Origin of the sequence: Williamsia sp. CHRR-6, assembly GCF_018474015.1 — a bacterium.
Classification (GTDB): domain Bacteria; phylum Actinomycetota; class Actinomycetes; order Mycobacteriales; family Mycobacteriaceae; genus Williamsia_A.
Window position 1 is genome coordinate 36399 of record NZ_JAHCSG010000001.1, and the last position, 16939, is coordinate 53337.

At 66.3% G+C, this 16939-nt stretch carries 14 protein-coding genes and 1 tRNA gene; 11 read left to right on the forward strand and 4 right to left on the reverse strand.

Annotation, left to right across the window (positions count from 1 at the left end; genetic code table 11):
• Window positions 1-5 precede the first annotated feature (5 nt).
• Window positions 6-2687, reverse strand: coding sequence for a DNA polymerase I (polA, locus tag KIK15_RS00155; protein ID WP_250323947.1), 2682 nt, complete (start codon window positions 2685-2687; stop codon window positions 6-8).
• Between the two features lie 370 nt (window positions 2688-3057).
• On the opposite strand from polA, the gene KIK15_RS00160 reads away from it, so the two are divergent.
• From KIK15_RS00160 to KIK15_RS00175, 4 genes are read left to right on the forward strand one after another with little or no spacing between them, the layout of a single operon-like run.
• Window positions 3058-4329, forward strand: coding sequence for a branched-chain amino acid ABC transporter permease (locus KIK15_RS00160; protein WP_214243147.1), 1272 nt, complete (start codon window positions 3058-3060; stop codon window positions 4327-4329).
• 4 nt (window positions 4330-4333) lie between these two features.
• Window positions 4334-5320 (forward strand): branched-chain amino acid ABC transporter permease, encoded by a 987-nt coding sequence (locus KIK15_RS00165; RefSeq protein ID WP_214242175.1) that lies wholly within the window; start codon window positions 4334-4336, stop codon window positions 5318-5320.
• Window positions 5310-6344 (forward strand): ABC transporter ATP-binding protein, encoded by a 1035-nt coding sequence (locus KIK15_RS00170; protein ID WP_214242176.1) that lies wholly within the window; start codon window positions 5310-5312, stop codon window positions 6342-6344. Before KIK15_RS00165 ends, KIK15_RS00170 begins: the two co-directional genes overlap by 11 nt.
• Window positions 6341-7177, forward strand: coding sequence for an ABC transporter ATP-binding protein (locus KIK15_RS00175; RefSeq protein ID WP_214242177.1), 837 nt, complete (start codon window positions 6341-6343; stop codon window positions 7175-7177). The genes KIK15_RS00170 and KIK15_RS00175 overlap by 4 nt, the downstream gene beginning before the upstream one ends.
• A gap of 113 nt (window positions 7178-7290) precedes the next feature.
• Here KIK15_RS00175 and KIK15_RS00180 read toward each other — a convergent pair whose 3' ends face one another.
• Together KIK15_RS00180 and KIK15_RS00185 are read right to left on the reverse strand one after the other, a co-directional pair.
• Window positions 7291-8661, reverse strand: a complete 1371-nt coding sequence (locus KIK15_RS00180; RefSeq protein ID WP_214242178.1) for an ABC transporter substrate-binding protein — start codon at window positions 8659-8661, stop codon at window positions 7291-7293.
• A gap of 211 nt (window positions 8662-8872) precedes the next feature.
• Window positions 8873-9508: a response regulator gene (locus tag KIK15_RS00185; RefSeq protein WP_307851664.1), complete on the reverse strand. Its 636-nt coding sequence runs from the start codon at window positions 9506-9508 to the stop codon at window positions 8873-8875.
• A 134-nt stretch (window positions 9509-9642) separates the two neighbouring features.
• Between KIK15_RS00185 and KIK15_RS00190 the strand changes: the two genes are divergently transcribed.
• A tRNA-Leu gene (locus KIK15_RS00190) sits at window positions 9643-9716 on the forward strand.
• Between the two features lie 321 nt (window positions 9717-10037).
• Here KIK15_RS00190 and KIK15_RS00195 read toward each other — a convergent pair.
• On the reverse strand, window positions 10038-10613 hold the full coding sequence (locus tag KIK15_RS00195; RefSeq protein WP_214242179.1) for a TetR/AcrR family transcriptional regulator: 576 nt from the start codon (window positions 10611-10613) through the stop codon (window positions 10038-10040).
• Window positions 10614-10849: 236 nt separating this feature from the next.
• On the opposite strand from KIK15_RS00195, the gene KIK15_RS00200 reads away from it, so the two are divergent.
• The 6 genes from KIK15_RS00200 to KIK15_RS00225 are packed head-to-tail and all read left to right on the forward strand — an operon-like array spanning window position 10850 to window position 16939.
• The gene (locus KIK15_RS00200) at window positions 10850-11521 is read left to right on the forward strand and encodes an HAD-IA family hydrolase (RefSeq protein WP_214242180.1); all 672 of its coding nucleotides are present in this window, start codon (window positions 10850-10852) and stop codon (window positions 11519-11521) included.
• A gap of 55 nt (window positions 11522-11576) precedes the next feature.
• Complete coding sequence (locus KIK15_RS00205; protein ID WP_214242181.1) at window positions 11577-12788, forward strand: sedoheptulose 7-phosphate cyclase; 1212 nt, start codon at window positions 11577-11579, stop codon at window positions 12786-12788.
• A complete protein-coding gene (locus KIK15_RS00210) occupies window positions 12785-13681 on the forward strand; it encodes an O-methyltransferase (protein WP_214242182.1) in 897 nt (298 codons plus the stop codon). Before KIK15_RS00205 ends, KIK15_RS00210 begins: the two co-directional genes overlap by 4 nt.
• Window positions 13678-15060, forward strand: coding sequence for an ATP-grasp enzyme (locus KIK15_RS00215; protein WP_250323873.1), 1383 nt, complete (start codon window positions 13678-13680; stop codon window positions 15058-15060). Before KIK15_RS00210 ends, KIK15_RS00215 begins: the two co-directional genes overlap by 4 nt.
• The gene (locus KIK15_RS00220) at window positions 15060-16151 is read left to right on the forward strand and encodes a D-alanine--D-alanine ligase (RefSeq protein ID WP_214242183.1); all 1092 of its coding nucleotides are present in this window, start codon (window positions 15060-15062) and stop codon (window positions 16149-16151) included. Before KIK15_RS00215 ends, KIK15_RS00220 begins: the two co-directional genes overlap by 1 nt.
• Before the next feature lie 5 nt (window positions 16152-16156).
• A complete protein-coding gene (locus KIK15_RS00225) occupies window positions 16157-16939 on the forward strand; it encodes a TauD/TfdA family dioxygenase (protein WP_214242184.1) in 783 nt (260 codons plus the stop codon).

The following is a 16939-nucleotide window of genomic DNA, read 5'->3' on the forward strand; positions in this document are numbered from 1 at the left end:
CACCGTCAGTGGGCGGCTGCGTCCCAGGACGATCCGAACCCGACCGACACATCCAGCGGCACCGACAGCTCGATGGCCCCGCCCATCTCGCGACGCACCAGAGCCTCGAGTTGTTCGCCCTCGTCCGGGGCCACCTCGAACACCAACTCGTCGTGCACCTGCAGCAACATCCGCGACCGCAGGCCGGCCTGCTCGATCGACCGCTGCACGTTGATCATCGCGACCTTGATGATGTCGGCCGCGGTGCCCTGGATGGGGGCGTTGAGTGCGGCCCGCTCGGCCACCTCGCGGCGCTGCCGGTTGTCGCTGTTGAGGTCGGGCAGATACCGCCGCCGCCCGAACAGCGTCGAGGTGTACTCGTTGCGCCGGGCGATGTCGACGACCTCGCGCAGATAGTCACGCACCCCTCCGAATCGCGCGAAGTAGGCCTCCATCTGTTCCTTGGCCTCTGACGTGCTGATCTTCAGTTGCGCGGCCAGCCCGAAGGCGCTGAGCCCGTACGCAAGTCCGTAGGACATGGCCTTGACCCGGCGACGCATGTCCGGGGTCACCTCATCGATCGGTACACCGAATGCCCGCGACCCCACGAAACTGTGGAGGTCCTCACCGGTGTTGAAGGCCTCGATCAGGCCTGCGTCCTTGGACAGGTGCGCCATGATCCGCATCTCGATCTGGCTGTAGTCAGCGGTCATCAGATTGTCGTAGGCCGCCGCCTCACCCTGGCCCAGTCCCACCACGAACGCCTTGCGGATGTCGCGACCGGCGTCGGTGCGGACCGGGATGTTCTGGAGATTGGGTTCGGTGGACGACAGCCGCCCGGTGGCCGCGATGGTCTGGTTGAACGTGGTGTGGATACGCCCGTCGTCTGCGACCGACTTGAGCAGCCCGTCGACGGTCACCTTCAGCCGGGTGGCGTCGCGGTGCTCGAGCAGGTGCTCGAGGAACGGATGACCGGTCTTCTCGAACAGCCCCTCGAGTGCGTCGGCGTCGGTGGTGTAACCGGTCTTGGTCCGTTTGGTCTTGGGCATCTCGAGTTTGTCGAAGAGCACAGTCTGCAGCTGTTTGGGCGATCCGAGGTTGATCTGCTCCCCGATCACCGCGTACGCCGCCTCGGCGGCGTCGGAGATGCGGGCGGCGAACGACTCTCCGAGGTTCTCCAGATGTGCTGTGTCCACGGCGATCCCGGTGGCCTCGATCTCGGCCAGCACGGTCTGCAACGGCAGTTCCATGTCGGTCAGCAGGCCCAGCGAGTCGATCTTCTCCAACTCGGCGTCCAGCGTCGTGGCCAGCTCGTGCACAGCCTGTGCAGCGATCATCTGTTGTTCACCGAGCCGGACGGCGTCGCTGCCCTCTTCGTCGAGCAGCGACATCTGACCGTCGGAGGGTGCATCGTCGGCGGTGAGCTCGCGGCGCAGATACCGCAACGCCAGGTCGTCGAGTTTGAACGACCGTTGACCGGGCCGCACCAGGTAGGCGGCCAGCGAGGTGTCGCTGGTGATCCCGTCGATACGCCAACCACGCCCACGGAGCGCGTGGATGGCCCACTTCGCCTCGTGCACTGCTTTGGCGATGGCAGGATCGGCCAGCCACTCCCCCAACGCCGCCTCGTCCTCGGGGGTCATGACGGCGGTGTCCAACCACGCGGCGCGGCCGTCGTCGGCGGCGAAGGCGATGCCCTCGGTGTCGGACCCGAACACCTGCTGCGGACCCACCACCGACAGGGCGGTGCGCCCGGTGCGGGCGTGCTCGTCCAACCAGTCGCGCACAGATCCACCCAACAGCACCTCACCGCGCACCTCGAAGCCCGACTCGGCCTCGGGCTCGACCGATGCCAACGTCGAGAACAGGCGATCACGGAGCACTCGGAACTCGAGATCGTCGAACAGCCGATGGATGCGATCGCGGTCCCAGGGCTGCAGGGCCAGGTCGTCCGGGCCCATCGGCAAACTCATGTCGCGCACGATCTCGGTCAGCCGGCGATTCATCTGGACCGAGGCAAGATTCTCCCGAAGTGCCTCGCCCACTTTGCCTTTGACCTGATCGGCGTTGTGTACCAGGTCGGCCAACGACCCGAACTCACGGATCCACTTGGCCGCGGTCTTCTCACCGACACCCGGGATACCGGGCAGGTTGTCACTCGGATCGCCGCGCAGTGCCGCGTAATCGGGGTACTGCGCAGGGGTCAGACCGTACTTGGACTCGACCTCCTCGGGGGTGAACCGCGTCAGCTCCGACACCCCGCGTTTGGGATAGAGCACCGTGGTGTGGGCGTCGACCAGTTGCAGCGCATCTCGATCCCCGGTGACCACGAGGACGTCGTAGTCGGCGGCACGCGCCTGGGTGGTCAACGTCCCGATGATGTCGTCGGCCTCGTAGCCCTCTATGGCCAGCACCGGGACACCCATCGCGGCCAACACGTCTTTGGTCAGATCGACCTGCCCGTTGAACTCGTCGGGGGACTTGCTGCGCTGCGCTTTGTACTCGGGGTACATCTGCGAGCGGAAGGTCGCCCGCGACACGTCGAAGGCAGCAGCGATGTGCGTGGGCGCCTCATCGCGCAACAGGTTGATCAACATCGACGTGAAGCCGTAGACCGCGTTGGTGGTCTGACCGGAGGCCGTCTTGAAGTTCTCCGCCGGGAGGGCGAAGAACGCGCGGTAGGCAAGCGAGTGGCCGTCGAGCAACATCAACCGCGGGGGTGTTGGGTCCGGCGTGGATCGCGATGTAGACGATCGGCGGGCGTTCGTGGATGACTCGGACGTTCGACTCGGGCTCACACCCGAAGTGTAGTGAGGGCATCGGACACCCGGCCGCGACCGGAGCCCGGGAGTGCTCGGCGATGGAGCACGAGCACAAGCTCGGCCCGACACACCGGTCGAGCACCGGATCGGCTTTCGTCCGACCAGATGGTCAGCCGCGCACTAGAGTCCATCTTCAAGGTGACGCGCGTGCGAGGAACGGACGAACGGAACCGGGCAACGATCATTGGGAGGAACACCGCTGATGCCTGTCCGAATGCCGGTACCGACGCGGCGATTGCCGTTTCGCGCCGCGCGCATGTGTGCGGGTCTGCTGCTCGCCGCGCTGACGTTTCTGACCGTCGGCGCCGTGGTCGACTCGGCCACCGCGAGCGCCGCGCCCACCGATGTCAAGATCTTCGGCACCCTGCGCAACGGGACCGATCGGGTGGCCGATGTGACGGTCAAGGCCACCGACGCCTCCGGTGCGGTGGTCGGGACCGCGAAATCCAGCGCCACCGGCGCCTGGTCTATCAGCCTGCCCCCGGGCAGCTATACCGTCACCATCGACGAATCCACACTGCCCCAGGGCATCTCGCTCCAGGAGAAGACCCGGTCGATCCCGGTGGTGCTCACCGCGGGAACCGACCGGCCGGTCATCTTCTCGTTCGGCGCCAAACGCACCTCCACCCAGATCTCGGCGGTTTCGAAGCTGACCCGCCTGGCCATCGACGGCATCCGCTTCGGTCTCATCATCGCCATCACCGGTGTGGGTCTCAGCCTCATCTTCGGCACCACCGGGCTGACCAACTTCGCCCACGGCGAACTGGTCACCCTGGGGGCGGTGATCGCCTGGGCGATCAACGTCAAGTTGGGGCTCAACCTCATCCTCGCCACCGTGATCTCCATCGTGGTCGGTGCGCTGGTCGGCATGCTCAACGAGCTCGGCCTGTGGCGAATACTGCGGCGGCGACGATCGGGTCTCGTGGCCCAATTGGTGGTGTCCATCGGTCTGGCACTCATCGCGCGGTACCTGATCCTCATCTTTTACTCCGACCGGTCCAAGCCGTTCGACGACTACCAGGCCCAGAAGCAGATCGGCTCAGGGGCTTTCGCGATCACCCCGGTGAACCTGTGGTGCATCATCATCAGCCTGATCGTGCTGGTCGCCGTCGCAACCATGTTGCAGCGCACGAAGATCGGCAAGGCCATGCGCGCGGTCGCCGACAACCGCGACCTCGCTGCATCCTCGGGGATCAACGTCGACCGCGTCATCCTCTTCGTCTGGGCACTCGCGGGCGCGCTGGCGAGTCTCGGCGGCGTGTTGTTCGGGCTCTCCGAACTGTCCGGGCAGGTCCAATGGGAGATGGGATTCAAGCTGTTGCTGTTGATGTTCGCCGGGATCACCCTGGGCGGCCTGGGCACCGCCTACGGCGCGCTTGTCGGCTGCGTGATCGTCGGCCTGTTGGTTCAGCTGTCGACCTACTGGATCAACCCCGACCTCAAGTATGTCGGCGGCTTGGTCGTCCTGATCGTCATTCTCTCCATACGACCACAGGGCATCCTCGGATCCCGCGCACGGATCGGATGAGCTGATGGATCTCGTCTCTGCACTGCAGCTCTCCCTCGCCCAACTCGTCGGGCCCTCGGCGATCTTCTACGCACTGTTGGCGATCGGACTCAATCTGCACTTCGGCTACACCGGTCTGCTCAACTTCGGTCAGATCGGCTTCGCCCTGCTGGGCGGATACGGCGTGGGCATCATGGCGGTCAAACACGACTGGCCCCTGTGGGCCGGTTCGCTCGTCGGCATCATCGCGGCCGGGGTCCTCGCGTTGGTGCTCGGTCTACCCACCCTGCGTCTGCGCGCCGACTACCTGGCCATCGTCACGATCGCGGCATCGGAGATCTTGCGTCTGGTGTTCCGATCGACGTCGACGACGAGCGTCACCGGCTCGACCAACGGTCTTTACGGGTACGCGGGCGGGTTCTACTCCCAGAGCCCGTTCGACAACGGCAAGACCTACTCGTTCTTCGGGGTCAAGTTCCAGGGCAGCGATCTGTGGTCGATGCTGATCGGATGGAGCATCGTGGCGGTACTCTGCCTGTTGGTGTTCCTGCTGGTACGCAGCCCGTGGGGGCGTGTGCTCAAAGCGGTCCGTGAGGACGAGGACGCCGCACGCTCGGTGGGCAAGAACGCCTACTCCTTCAAGATGCAGGCACTGGTGCTCGGTGGCTGCGTCGGTGGTGTGGCCGGAGTCTTCAACGCTTTGCAGACACAGTCGGTCAACCCCGACTTCTACTCCACCGCACAGACCTTCTTCGCCTACGGCGCCTTGATCCTCGGTGGTGCGGCCACGGTGTTCGGGCCGGTGGTGGGCGCCATGCTGTTCTGGTTCCTGCTCACCATCCCCGATGTGCTGCTGCGCCAGGCGGTCTCGGCGGACTACATCGACCTGACCCAACAGCAGGTGGGCGCCGTGCGTTACGTGCTGCTCGGCCTGGCCATCGCCTTGCTGATGGTGTTCCGGCCTCAGGGCATCCTGGGCAACAAACGAGAGGTCCAACTCGATGCCAAGTGAGACCACCGGCCGACCGGCCGACGACGCGACCCGGCTGTCCCCTCTTTCGGCCGCGCAGCGGGCAGAGATCTTCGCCGCGCTCGATCCCGTACCCGGCTGTGCCAAGCCCGACCCGGTCATCGTCGTTGATGGGGTGACCCGCAAGTTCGGCGGCTTGACGGCGGTGGACGTAGCCCACCTGGAGATCCAACGGGGTGCGATCACCGGACTCATCGGCCCCAACGGGGCCGGCAAGACCACCTTCTTCAACCTGATCACCGGCTTCGACAAGCCGAACACCGGGACCTGGGCACTCAACGGCGAGTCGTTGGGAAAACTCGTGCCCCATCAGGTCTCGCGCCGCGGAATGGTCCGCACGTTCCAGCTGACCCGCGCGCTGGCCAAACTCAGTGTGCTGGACAACGTCCGCCTGGGCGCTCGGTCGCAACGCGGCGAGAACTTCTTCGCCGCCCTGGCCCCGTGGACCTGGCGGTCGCAAGAGGCCGACGTGACCGAACGGGCGCACGCCCTGCTCAAACGGTTCAAGCTGGACGCCAAGGCGCAGGACTATGCCGGATCGTTGTCCGGTGGGCAACGCAAGCTGCTCGAGATGGCACGCGCACTGATGTGTGACCCCGAGGTGGTCATGCTCGACGAACCGATGGCCGGAGTGAACCCGGCCCTCACCCAGAGCTTGCTCGAACACATCAAGTCGCTACGCGACGAGGGCAGGACGGTGGTCTTCGTCGAGCACGACATGGACGTGATCCGCGACATCAGCGACTGGGTGGTCGTGATGGCGCAGGGATCGGTCATCGCCGAGTCACTGCCGCATCGCCTCGGCGAGAACGAGGCTGTGGTCGAGGCGTACCTCGGCGGCCATCATGACCAGATGCTCGAGTTCGACGCCGACGGCAACCCGGTCGGCGCCACCGCCGAGTTGGCCGAGGAGGTGGACGACGCCGTGGCGAAGGCCCTGCAGGCAGGCGGCGATCTGTCCACTGCGGGCACGCATCCCACCGGAGCCGAGGAGAAGACACTGTGACCGATCCGCAGGCCCTGAGCCCGGCCGAACTGGCCGCGACCCCCGAGGAACACCAGCGTCGGGCGGTGAACTCCCTGATCCGCGCCGACGACATCACCGCGGGTTATCTTCCCGGGATCAACATCCTCGAAGGCTGCAACTTCTACCTCGACCAGGGCGAGATCGTCGGCATCATCGGCCCCAACGGCGCCGGGAAGTCGACGTTGCTCAAGGCCCTGTTCGGCCTGATCCCCATCCGCAAGGGTGCGGTCACCATGGGCGGCGAGAACATCACCTCCGCCAAGGCACACCGCCTGGTGCAGCTGGGGGTGGGCTACGTGCCGCAGACCCAGAACGTCTTCCCGTCCCTGACCATCGAAGAGAACCTCGAGATGGGGATCTTCCTGCGGCCGAAAAAGTTCGCGGAACGGTTCGATGCGGTCGCCGACCTCTTCCCGCTGCTGTCCGAGCGGCGCAAGGTGAAGGCCGGGTCGCTGTCCGGCGGAGAACGGCAGATGGTGGCGATGGGGCGCGCGCTGATGATGGAGCCCGCGGTACTGCTGCTCGACGAGCCGTCGGCGGGACTGTCCCCGATGTTCCAGGACCAGGTGTTCATCCGTTGCAAGGCCATCAACGCCACCGGCGTCTCGATCATCCTCGTCGAACAGAACGCCCGGCGCTGCCTGCAGATCTGCGACCGCGGGTACGTGCTCGACCAGGGCCGCAACGCCTACACCGACACCGGCGAGTCGTTGCGCAACGACCCCAAGATCATCGAGCTCTACCTCGGCACTCTGGCCGGCAGCTCCGAGAAGACAGTCGAGGCCCCCAAGAAGGTCGACACCCAGGAGTAGGTGACCGACCCGCCGAGCTGATCTGGCGCGCAGGGCCCACACGGCACACAGACGACGACCCCGGTACGGAGATCTCCGTACCGGGGTCGTGGTGTCAGACGCGGTGGATCGACCTACTTGGCGGCCACCGACACGTACTTGCGCACCGGATCGAGCAGCTTGTTGTCCTTGTCGAACTCCAAGATCCCGTACGACCCGATGGACGGCTCGCCCGCGGAGTTGAAGTCGAGCGTGCCGGTGATCCCGTCGTAGTCGATGTCGGTGCCCTTGTTCACCAGATCAAGGCAGGCCTTGTAGTCGGTGCACTTGGTGCCGCCGGAGGTGACCTTGTTGATCTCGGCGGCGATGGAGCGGCCGTTGGTCGACTTGGCTTGTGCTGCAGCCAAAGCCGAAATCACCGTGGCGTCGTAGCTCTCACCGCCGTAGTTGAAGTCGACCAGCTTCGGGTCGACCGACTTCAGGCGCTCTTGGAAATCCTTGCCGGTGTTGGTCAGCGGCGTGGTGCCCTTCATGCCCTTGAGTAGCCCCTTGCCCACAGCCTCACCGAGCGCGTTGCCCATGTTGCCGTCGACGCCGTAGACCGACTTCCCGTCGGTCGGGCCGATGCCCACCTCGTGCATGCGGTTGATGATCTTGGCGCTCTCGTCGAAGCCGATCACCGCGATGCCGTCGGGGTTGAAGTTCTTCACCTTGTCGATCTCGGCGTTGAACGACTGGGCGTTGGGGTCGTAGATGATCTTCTGGATCTGATCCGATGGGATGCCTGCCGCCTCAAGGTTCTTGATGGCGTTGTCGGCCAGGCCCGTTCCGTACGGGTCGTTGAGCGCCAGGATCGACAGCCGCTGCACACCGTCGGCCGCGATGGTCTGGGCGAGAGCCTGACCCTGCAGGGTGTCCGATGGCGCGGTGCGGAAGTACTGACCCTTGTCCTTGTAGCAGGTGAACTGCGCTGAGGTGTTTGCCGGGGAGAACATGACGACGCCGGCGGTGGCGATCTTGTCGATCACCTTCAGCGACACCGACGACGACGCGGCCCCGACGATCACCTGTGCGCCACCGGCGATCTCGCGGTCGACCGTGGCACTGGCGGTGTCGGTGGTGGTGTCACCGGAGTCACCGGTGATCTCCTCGACCGGCTTGCCGAGTACGCCGCCGGCCTCGTTGATGTCCTTGACCGCGAGCTTGACGCCTGCGAACTCGGGGGGCCCGAGGAAGGCGAGGCTTCCGGTGGCCGGGAGCAGAGTGCCCACCTTCAGCGGTCCGGTGCTGACCGGACCCGGCGTGGCGACATCCGGGGCGCAGTCGAGCTTCTGCGCCAGCCCCAGACCCGCAGGCGCCGGGGTCGATTCGACCGCGACGCTCGCAGGCGCGCCGGAACTGCTGTCGCCGCTCGAGCCAGAACTGTTGTCGCTGCTACAGGCAGCAAGCGTCAGCACCGATACCGCTGCGACGACTGCACCACTCATCAGATGGCGACCCGACATCAATGTTTCTCCTCATGTGGACGTTCGTTGTGCACAACACCGCAACCGGGCAAATCCGACCCCAGGGGACCCACGACCCGCCGGCGGTGCGGTAAAGCTAGCGCGCTTGTGTTGCCCGCGAGTAACGATCCCCGAAAACTGCGTCCGTGTCGCGCCGAGCACGCCTCGTCCGTGCCGTACACCCGAACGCAGGGTCGTAGGGACACTCGGCTCAGGAGAGGCGGGGCTCCCCGTCGGTGTCGAGGGTCTCGATGATCACCGTCGCCACCGCCTTCATCGTCGTCCGCCGATCCATCGCCGCGCGTTGAATCCACTTGAACGCCTCGGGTTCGGTCAGCGACTGACTGCTCATCAGCAGCCCCTTGGCGCGCTCGACCATCTTGCGTGTCTCCAGCCGGTCGCTGAGGTCGGCGACCTCCGATTCCAGCGTCGTCAGCTCGGTGTAGCGGCTCACCGCCAACTCGACCGCCGGGACCAGATCCGACTTGGTGAACGGCTTCACCAGATACGCCAGCGCACCGGCGTCGCGGGCCTTCTCCACGAAGTCGCGTTGCGCGAACGCCGTCAACATCACCACCGGCGCCAACCGCTTGCGAGCGATCTCCGCAGCGGCATCGATACCGTCACGCACAGGCATCTTGATGTCCATGATGACCAGATCCGGCCGTAGCGATTCAGTCAGGTCGACCGCGATCTGACCGTTCGGCGCCTCGCCCACCACGTCATAGCCCTCCTCGCGGAGCATCTCGATCAGATCCATCCGGATCAGCGAGTCATCCTCGGCCACCAACACGCGGTGAGCGGGAGCTGGTGATGGACCCGACGATGCCGCTGGTTCGACTGTCACTTCGAGCACCTCCAGATCGTGGGACTCGACGGCTGCGGGCCGCGACGAGCTGAGGAGACAGTACCGGTTGGCGATTGTCGTCGCTGATCCACTAACGTGGTCCCGCGCGCCGCTGCCGGGCAGCTGCGCCCGACGCCCCCGTAGCCCAATTGGCAGAGGCAACGGATTCAAAACCCGTCCAGTGTCAGTTCGAGTCTGACCGGGGGCACTCACCGCACGCGAACTTCTCAGCTCTGGTCACACGCCCCACGGGTGCGTGCAATGCACCCCGACCCCCGTGCGGCACCGACAACTGCCTACGAATCCGTTCCCGCCGTCTCGCATTGACTGTCAATTCGTGACCTTCGAAAACGGCAGGCGTCGGCTTCTGCCCCCAATCGTGACCGTGGACGACCCCGGGACCAGGGTCAGCTGTGGAGAATAAGAGGTGATGCCGTCCACCTCGTCGCCCCGCCAACCGTCGCCCACCGGCGATGAAAGTCGTTCCCGCACAACGTCGCGCGGCGCCACCCGGTTCGCGACCAACCGATCAGCGATGCGTGTCGACACCCGCGAGAACCAACGACACAGCGGCGTCGATGACATGGTCGCCGGGGACCAGACCGTGCATGAGGATCGGCCAGATCACCGCGCCGGTCAGCATCGCGACCGCGGCGTCGACCGCTGCCGCCGCGGACACCTCCGACAGCATCGATCGCAGTCGGCTCTCCTGATCGGCAACCAGCCTGCGCCGGATGTCGGCGATCTCTTCGTGATCGGCACCCCACTGTGCCAACGCGACGTACACCCGGCCCAGGTTGCGCTCGACCGTCCCGGCCCGCATGGCACGCAACTCGGCCGCGAGATCGACCTTCAGGTCGCCCGTGGGAGCGGCGTGCGGGATGGAGTCGACCGCGGTCAAGGCCATCGCGATGAGGTCGACCCGCGACGGCCAATGGGTGTAGAGCGTGGTCTTCGAGTAGCCGGCGGCGCGAGCGACGACAGAGTGGGTCACTTCCTCCCACCCACGCCTCACCAGGACATCGAGCGCGGCGCGGGCCACGTCGGCACGGGTCCGGGCAACCCGGGCGTCCTCCCCCGGTTCCCGAGAATGGCCGGTCGGCATCGGAGCTCGTCACCTCCTCGATCACGACGTCAATCGCACGTTTGTTGTCGGAGAGAAAATACCTGTTGTCCTGGCGGTCCAGTACTGTACTGTTGGGTCACCAATATCCGTCTCGGCGTGGAAAACTCACGGCGCCAACGGATTTCGACGAGTCGCGCGCCTGTTCGTCGCTCGTATCCCCTGCACGCGATCCGCCTCGACGGGCGCGTCTCACAGCCTCTTCAGGAGGAAAACCCATGCCGTACATACTCTTCGGGTCGATCAGCACCGTGGCCGACACGTCGGAACTGCAACGCCAGGCCTTCAACACCGCATTCGCCGCGCATCACCTGAACTGGTCGTGGACACGCGATGACTACCTCGCGATGCTCGACACCAGCGGCGGCGAGCATCGCATCCGAGAGTACGCCCACGCCCAGGGCCAGACCGTCGATGCCGCGGCAGTACACGCCACCAAGACCGCCGTGTTCGCCGACCTGATCAGCCCCGCCACCGTGACCGCCCGGCCCGGCGTGGCGGCCACGGTCACGGCCGCACGGGCCGCAGGCATCCCGGTGGCGTTCGTGACCTCGACTGCGCGGAGCACGGTCACCGCGCTGCTCGACGCCCTCGCGCCCGAGCTCGGCCGCGACGCGTTCGATCTGGTCGTCGACATCGAGTCGGCGGGTGCGGCCAAGCCCGATCCGGCCGCATATCTCTTCGCGCTGCGAAAGCTCGGTGCCCAGCCCGGCGACTGCGTGGCCATCGAGGACAACCTCGGCGGGCTCGCGGCAGCGCGCGCGGCCGGCATCACCTGCGTGGCCTTTCCCAACCAGAACACCGCACACGCCGACTTCGCCGACGCGCACACCGCCAGCAGCGAACTGGACTTCACCGAGCTGAAATCACTGGCTCTCGCCGGGGCCTGAGCAGCATCTGCCCACCCGGTCCCACCACCCGATTCATCTGTCTCGAGGAGTACCCATGAGCACCATCCAGGCCAGTGTCACCGTCACCGACACCTCGTTCCACGTCGAGGGTTACGAGAAGATCGAGTACGACTTGATCTATGTGACAGGGGTTTTCGATCCCGCCAACACCGAGCTCGCCGACAGCTACCGCGCCTACGGCCGTACGTTGATGGTGATCGACAAGAACGTGTTGGAGCTCTACCGCGAGCAGATCGAGGCCTACTTCGCCGCGCATTCGATCGAGCTGACGATCGTCGAGGTCGGAATCGCGGAGAAGGCAAAATCGCTGGAGACGTTCGAGGAGATCGTCACCGCGTTCGACGCCTTCGGGCTGGTCCGCACCGAGCCGGTGCTGGTCGTGGGCGGCGGCCTGACCACCGACGTAGCCGGCTACGCGTGCGCGAGCTACCGCCGCAGCACCCCTTACATCAGGATCCCGACGACGCTGATCGGACTCATCGACGCCAGCGTGTCCATCAAGGTCGCGGTCAACCACGGCAAGCACAAGAACCGGCTCGGTGCCTACCACGCCTCGAGCAAGGTGCTGCTCGACTTCTCCTTTCTGGCAACGCTTCCCGAAGATCAGGTGCGCAACGGGATGGCCGAGCTGATCAAGATCGCGGTGGTGGGCAACCTCGAGATCTTCGAGCTCCTCGAAGCCCACGGACCCGACCTGCTCCGTACTCGCTTCGGGCACCTCGACGGTTCGGCCCGACTCCGCGAGGACGGCGCCCGACTCACCCACCAGGCCATCGAGACGATGTTGCACCTCGAGGCACCGAACCTGCACGAACTCGACCTCGACCGGGTGATCGCGTTCGGTCACACCTGGAGCCCCACCCTGGAATTGGCACCGAGTGAACCGTTCTTCCACGGCCATGCGATCGCCATCGACATGGCCCTGTCGACCACGTTGGCCGAACGGCGCGGACACATCACCGTGGCCGATCGCGACCGGGTGCTGACCGTCATGAGCGACCTCGGCCTGTCGCTCGACAGCCCGTACCTGACCGCAGAGCTGCTGACCGAGGCCACCGCCTCGATCCTGCGGACTCGCGACGGGCTGCTCCGGGCGGCGGTGCCCAACCCCATCGGCATCTGCCACTTCATCAACGACCTCAGCGACGCGGAGTTGACCGACACCCTGGAGATCCACCGGAAGATCTGCGCCGAGTTCGCACGGGCGGGCGACGGCGTGGACGCTTTCACCGCACCCGTCGGATGACGCCGACGACCATCCCGCCCACCGCCCACACCGCGACGCGACCCGGTTCGCCGCCGGGTCGACCGGTCACCCCGTCGACCATCATCGCCGCGGAGATCGGCGCACTGCGCGATGAGTTGAGCGTCGCCGGTCACCTCACCCCCGAGCTCGGCGCTCGCCTCGATCGACTGCACCGTCTGGCTGCGGGACTCGAGCCCTACGTCGGCGAGTGCACCAGCCCACCGTCGCGTGCATTGACGCAACTGGCCCATCGGACCGCCGAGACCCCCTGGTTCGGTGACGGTGCCGCAGCGCATGTGGTGCCGTTGGAGCAGGAGATGCTCTCGGGGCATGTGGAGGGTGCCCTGCTGGGGTTCCTGGTGGCGATGTCACAGGCCCGTCGGATCCTGGAGGTCGGGATGTTCACCGGGTACGCCACGCTGGCGATGGCGCAGGCCCTCGACGACGACGGGACGGTGGTGGCCTGTGAGCTCGATCCGGCGGTGGCCGAGTTCGCGCGCGCTGGTTTCGCGGCTTCCCCTGCGGGACAGAAGATCTCGGTCCACGTCGGGCCAGCCGGCGACACCCTGACCGGGTTCGCCGCGCAACCACCCGCCGAGCGTCCGGTTTTCGACCTCGTCTTCATCGACGCCGACAAACCCGGCTACCTCGGGTATCTGGAGACCATCCTGTCGGGTGGACTGCTGGCCGAGCACGGAACCGTGGTGGTGGACAACACCCTCATGCAGGGCGAGCCCTACCTGGACTGCGACGAACGATCGCCCAACGGCGAGGCCATCGCGGCGTTCAACGCCGCAGTTCGCGACGACCCACGCGTGGTTCAGGTGCTGCTGCCCATCCGGGACGGAGTGACACTGATCCGGCGGCGACCGGAGGCGAGCACGCCCCGATGAACCGCCGGACGACGAGACGCACGATCACCAGCATCGGGACAGCGAACACCGGGGCGTCGAACACCGGCGGTGGCGTGGCCCAAGCGCTACGCACCATCGGTGTGCTCGGCCTGCTCGCCACCGTGCTGCCGATCAACCTGGTGATCACCACCGTCGCCTGGGCGACCACCATCGCCGGGGTCGCCTCGCCGACGGTGACGCCCGCGTCGCGTCGGCGCACCGTGCTGATCACCGGCGGCAAGATGACGAAGTCGCTGGCGATCGCACGGGCCATGCATCTGGCCGGGCATCGAGTGGTGCTGTGCGAGGCGGCAAAGTACCGGTGGACCGGACATCAGTTCTCCCGCGCGGTCGACGTCTTCTGCACCACCCCCGACCCGAGTGCACCTGGCTATGCCCACGCGCTTCGCGACATCGTGCTCGCCGAGGGCGTCGACGTGGTGATCCCCGTGTCGAGTCCGGCCTCGAGCATCCCCGAGGCCGCTGCTCGGGTGGTCCTCGACGAGGTGTGCGAGGTGATCCATGGCGACATCTCGACGGTCCGCATGCTCGACGACAAGGACGAGTTCACGGCCACCGCGCGAGCTCTCGGTCTGTCGGTGCCCGACTCGTGCCGCATCACCGACCCGCACGGGGTGGAGACCTTCGACTTCCCGCCGGGCCGCACGTACATCCTCAAACGCATCGCCTACAACCCGGTCGGACGGATGGACCTGACCCCCCTGCGACGCGAGACACCCGCCGAGAACGCCGCATTCGCACGCAGCCTCGGCATCACCGCCGACGACCCGTGGATCCTGCAGGAGTTCATCACCGGCCGCGAGTACTGCACGCACGGGACCGTGCGGGCGGGCCGACTGCAGGTCTATGCCTGCTGCGAGTCCTCGGCGTTCCAGATCAACTACGAGATGGTCGACAAGCCCGCCATCCGGACCTGGGTCGAGAGATTCCTCGCCGCAACCGATCTCACCGGGCAGGCATCATTCGACTTCATCGAGTCGGCCGACGGGACCCCGTATGCGATCGAGTGCAATCCGCGCACCCACTCGGCGATCACCATGTTCTACGACCACCCCGACCTCGCCGCCGCCTACGTCGACAACCGCAGCGGGACAATCGAACCCACTCTCACCTCCCGCCCCACCTACTGGCTGTACCACGAGATCTGGCGGCTGCTCACCGAACCGGATCGGCGTGCTCGGATCTCGACGATCATGCGCGGCACCGACGCCATCTTCACCCGCTGGGACCCACTGCCGTTCTTGATGGTCCACCATCTGCAGATACCGAGCCTGCTGGTGGCAAACCTGCGTGGCCGACGCCGATGGTCACGGATCGACTTCAACATCGGCAAGCTCGTCGAACCCGGCGGAGATTGATGACCAGGGCAGCCACCGGCACCTCCCGGACGGTGCTCCACCTCGTCGGCTCCCCTACCGACGACTTCCACCTCGATCTGTCGATCGTGTACGCCCGGGGATGCCTGGCGGCGTTGAGCGCGCGAGATCGCGACCAGCACCACATCGCTCTGGTACATCCGGACCGGACCTGGCGCTTCCCGGTCGACCTGACCGCCGATTCCATCGCCGACTCGACGCCGATGGCGATCGCCGAAGCCATCTCCCACATCCTGTCGTTGGGCGTGGATGTGGCTGTGCCCCAGATGTTCTGCCACGCGGGCATGACATCGTACCGCTCGTTGCTCGAGGTGATCGGCGTCGAGTTCCTGGGCAACCGTGGTGAAACGATGGCGTTGGCGGCCGACAAGGCGCGCACCCGCGCCGTGGTGGCGACGGCAGGCGTCGCGGTGCCCCGGGGCGAGGTGCTGGCCGCCGGCGAATCGGCCACGCTCACCCCGCCGGTGGTGGTGAAACCGGTTGCCTCGGACAACTCGGTGGGGGTCACGCTGGTGACCGAGGCGAGCCAGTTCCCCGCCGCCGTCACCGCCGCCCAGCTCCCCTCCGGGGTGGCGTTGGTGGAGGAGTTCATCGCTCTCGGCCGAGAAGTGCGGTGCGGCATCATCGTCCGCGACGGCGCTCCGGTGGTGCTACCCCTCGAGGAGTACGCCGTGGACGCCCACACCCGGCCGATCCGTCGGCCCGAGGACAAGCTGGCCCGCACCGACGGAGAGCTGTTCCTGGTGGCCAAGGACGTGACCCGGGCATGGATCGTCGACCCCACCGACCCGATCAACGCACGCGTGGCGGCGATGGCAGTGCGGGCACACCGAGCCCTGGGGTGCCGACACCACAGCCTCTTCGACTTCCGGATCGACCCGCAGGGCAATCCCTGGTTCCTGGAGGCGGGCCCCTACTGCTCGTTCTCGCCGAGCAGTGTGATCGCGGTGATGGCGCGGGCCGCAGGCATCGACGTCACCACCCTGTTCGACATCGCCGTCGACGAACTGCTCTCGACGCACGAACCCAGACCTGGCCGAAACCACCCCGACGACCCGACATCAGGAGTCTGAGCACGATGCAGATCCGAACCGAATCACCCTGTGGAGCAACGGTCCTCGACCATGACGTGGCGGCGACGAGCGAGGACGACATCGCGGTGCTGCGAGGTCTGCTCGGCACCCATGGGGTCCTGGTGTTCCCCGATCAGGACGTCGACGACACCGGATTCCTGGCCTTCCTCACCGCCTTCGGCGATCCGATGTTCACCCCCGGCGAGACCCCGGTACCCGGACACCCCGACCTCAACGTGATCTCCAATGTCGGGCGGACGACCACCCCGCGGTCGGTGTTCCACACCGACACCAGCTACGTCCCCACTCCGCCGGCGTACACGGCTCTGGTGGCCAAGCAGGTACCGGCGCGCGGCGGACAGACCCTGTTCGCCGATCAATACTCGGCGTATGACGCAATGCCCGCAGCGCTGCACGCCAAGCTGGCGGGACGGACCATCACCCATGCCGCCGGCGCCATCGACAACGGTGTCGAGGCCCGGGCCGATCATCCTGCGTTCCTACAGCACCCCGTGTCGGGCCGCACTGCGGTGTACGTCTCCACCCCAGCGCGCTGTGTCGCGGTCAGCGGGATGGACGACGAGCAGTCCGCCGAGCTGATCGGAGCGCTCTACGAGCACTGCACCCGGGATGAGTTCGTGCTCCGCCATTCCTGGCGCGCTGGCGATGTGGTCATGTGGGACAACCGATGTGTCCTCCATCGGGCCGATCACTCCGAGGTGATCGGCGATCGGGTGATGCACCGGGGAATGGTCTGCGACCGGGCGACGCCCGGCGACCACAGCTGA

Bases quoted from the DNA above. Each gene is read 5' to 3' on its own strand.
- KIK15_RS00180 (WP_214242178.1), bottom strand. From the start codon at position 8,661: ATGTCGGGTCGCCATCTGATGAGTGGTGCAGTCGTCGCAGCGGTATCG.
- KIK15_RS00205 (WP_214242181.1), top strand. From the start codon at position 11,577: ATGAGCACCATCCAGGCCAGTGTCACCGTCACCGACACCTCGTTCCAC.
- KIK15_RS00220 (WP_214242183.1), top strand. From the start codon at position 15,060: ATGACCAGGGCAGCCACCGGCACCTCCCGGACGGTGCTCCACCTCGTC.
- polA (WP_250323947.1), bottom strand. From the start codon at position 2,687: ATGTTGCTCGACGGCCACTCGCTTGCCTACCGCGCGTTCTTCGCCCTC.
- KIK15_RS00195 (WP_214242179.1), bottom strand. From the start codon at position 10,613: ATGCCGACCGGCCATTCTCGGGAACCGGGGGAGGACGCCCGGGTTGCC.
- KIK15_RS00200 (WP_214242180.1), top strand. From the start codon at position 10,850: ATGCCGTACATACTCTTCGGGTCGATCAGCACCGTGGCCGACACGTCG.
- KIK15_RS00210 (WP_214242182.1), top strand. From the start codon at position 12,785: ATGACGCCGACGACCATCCCGCCCACCGCCCACACCGCGACGCGACCC.
- KIK15_RS00225 (WP_214242184.1), top strand. From the start codon at position 16,157: ATGCAGATCCGAACCGAATCACCCTGTGGAGCAACGGTCCTCGACCAT.
- KIK15_RS00215 (WP_250323873.1), top strand. From the start codon at position 13,678: ATGAACCGCCGGACGACGAGACGCACGATCACCAGCATCGGGACAGCG.
- KIK15_RS00160 (WP_214243147.1), top strand. From the start codon at position 3,058: ATGTGTGCGGGTCTGCTGCTCGCCGCGCTGACGTTTCTGACCGTCGGC.
- KIK15_RS00165 (WP_214242175.1), top strand. From the start codon at position 4,334: ATGGATCTCGTCTCTGCACTGCAGCTCTCCCTCGCCCAACTCGTCGGG.
- KIK15_RS00170 (WP_214242176.1), top strand. From the start codon at position 5,310: ATGCCAAGTGAGACCACCGGCCGACCGGCCGACGACGCGACCCGGCTG.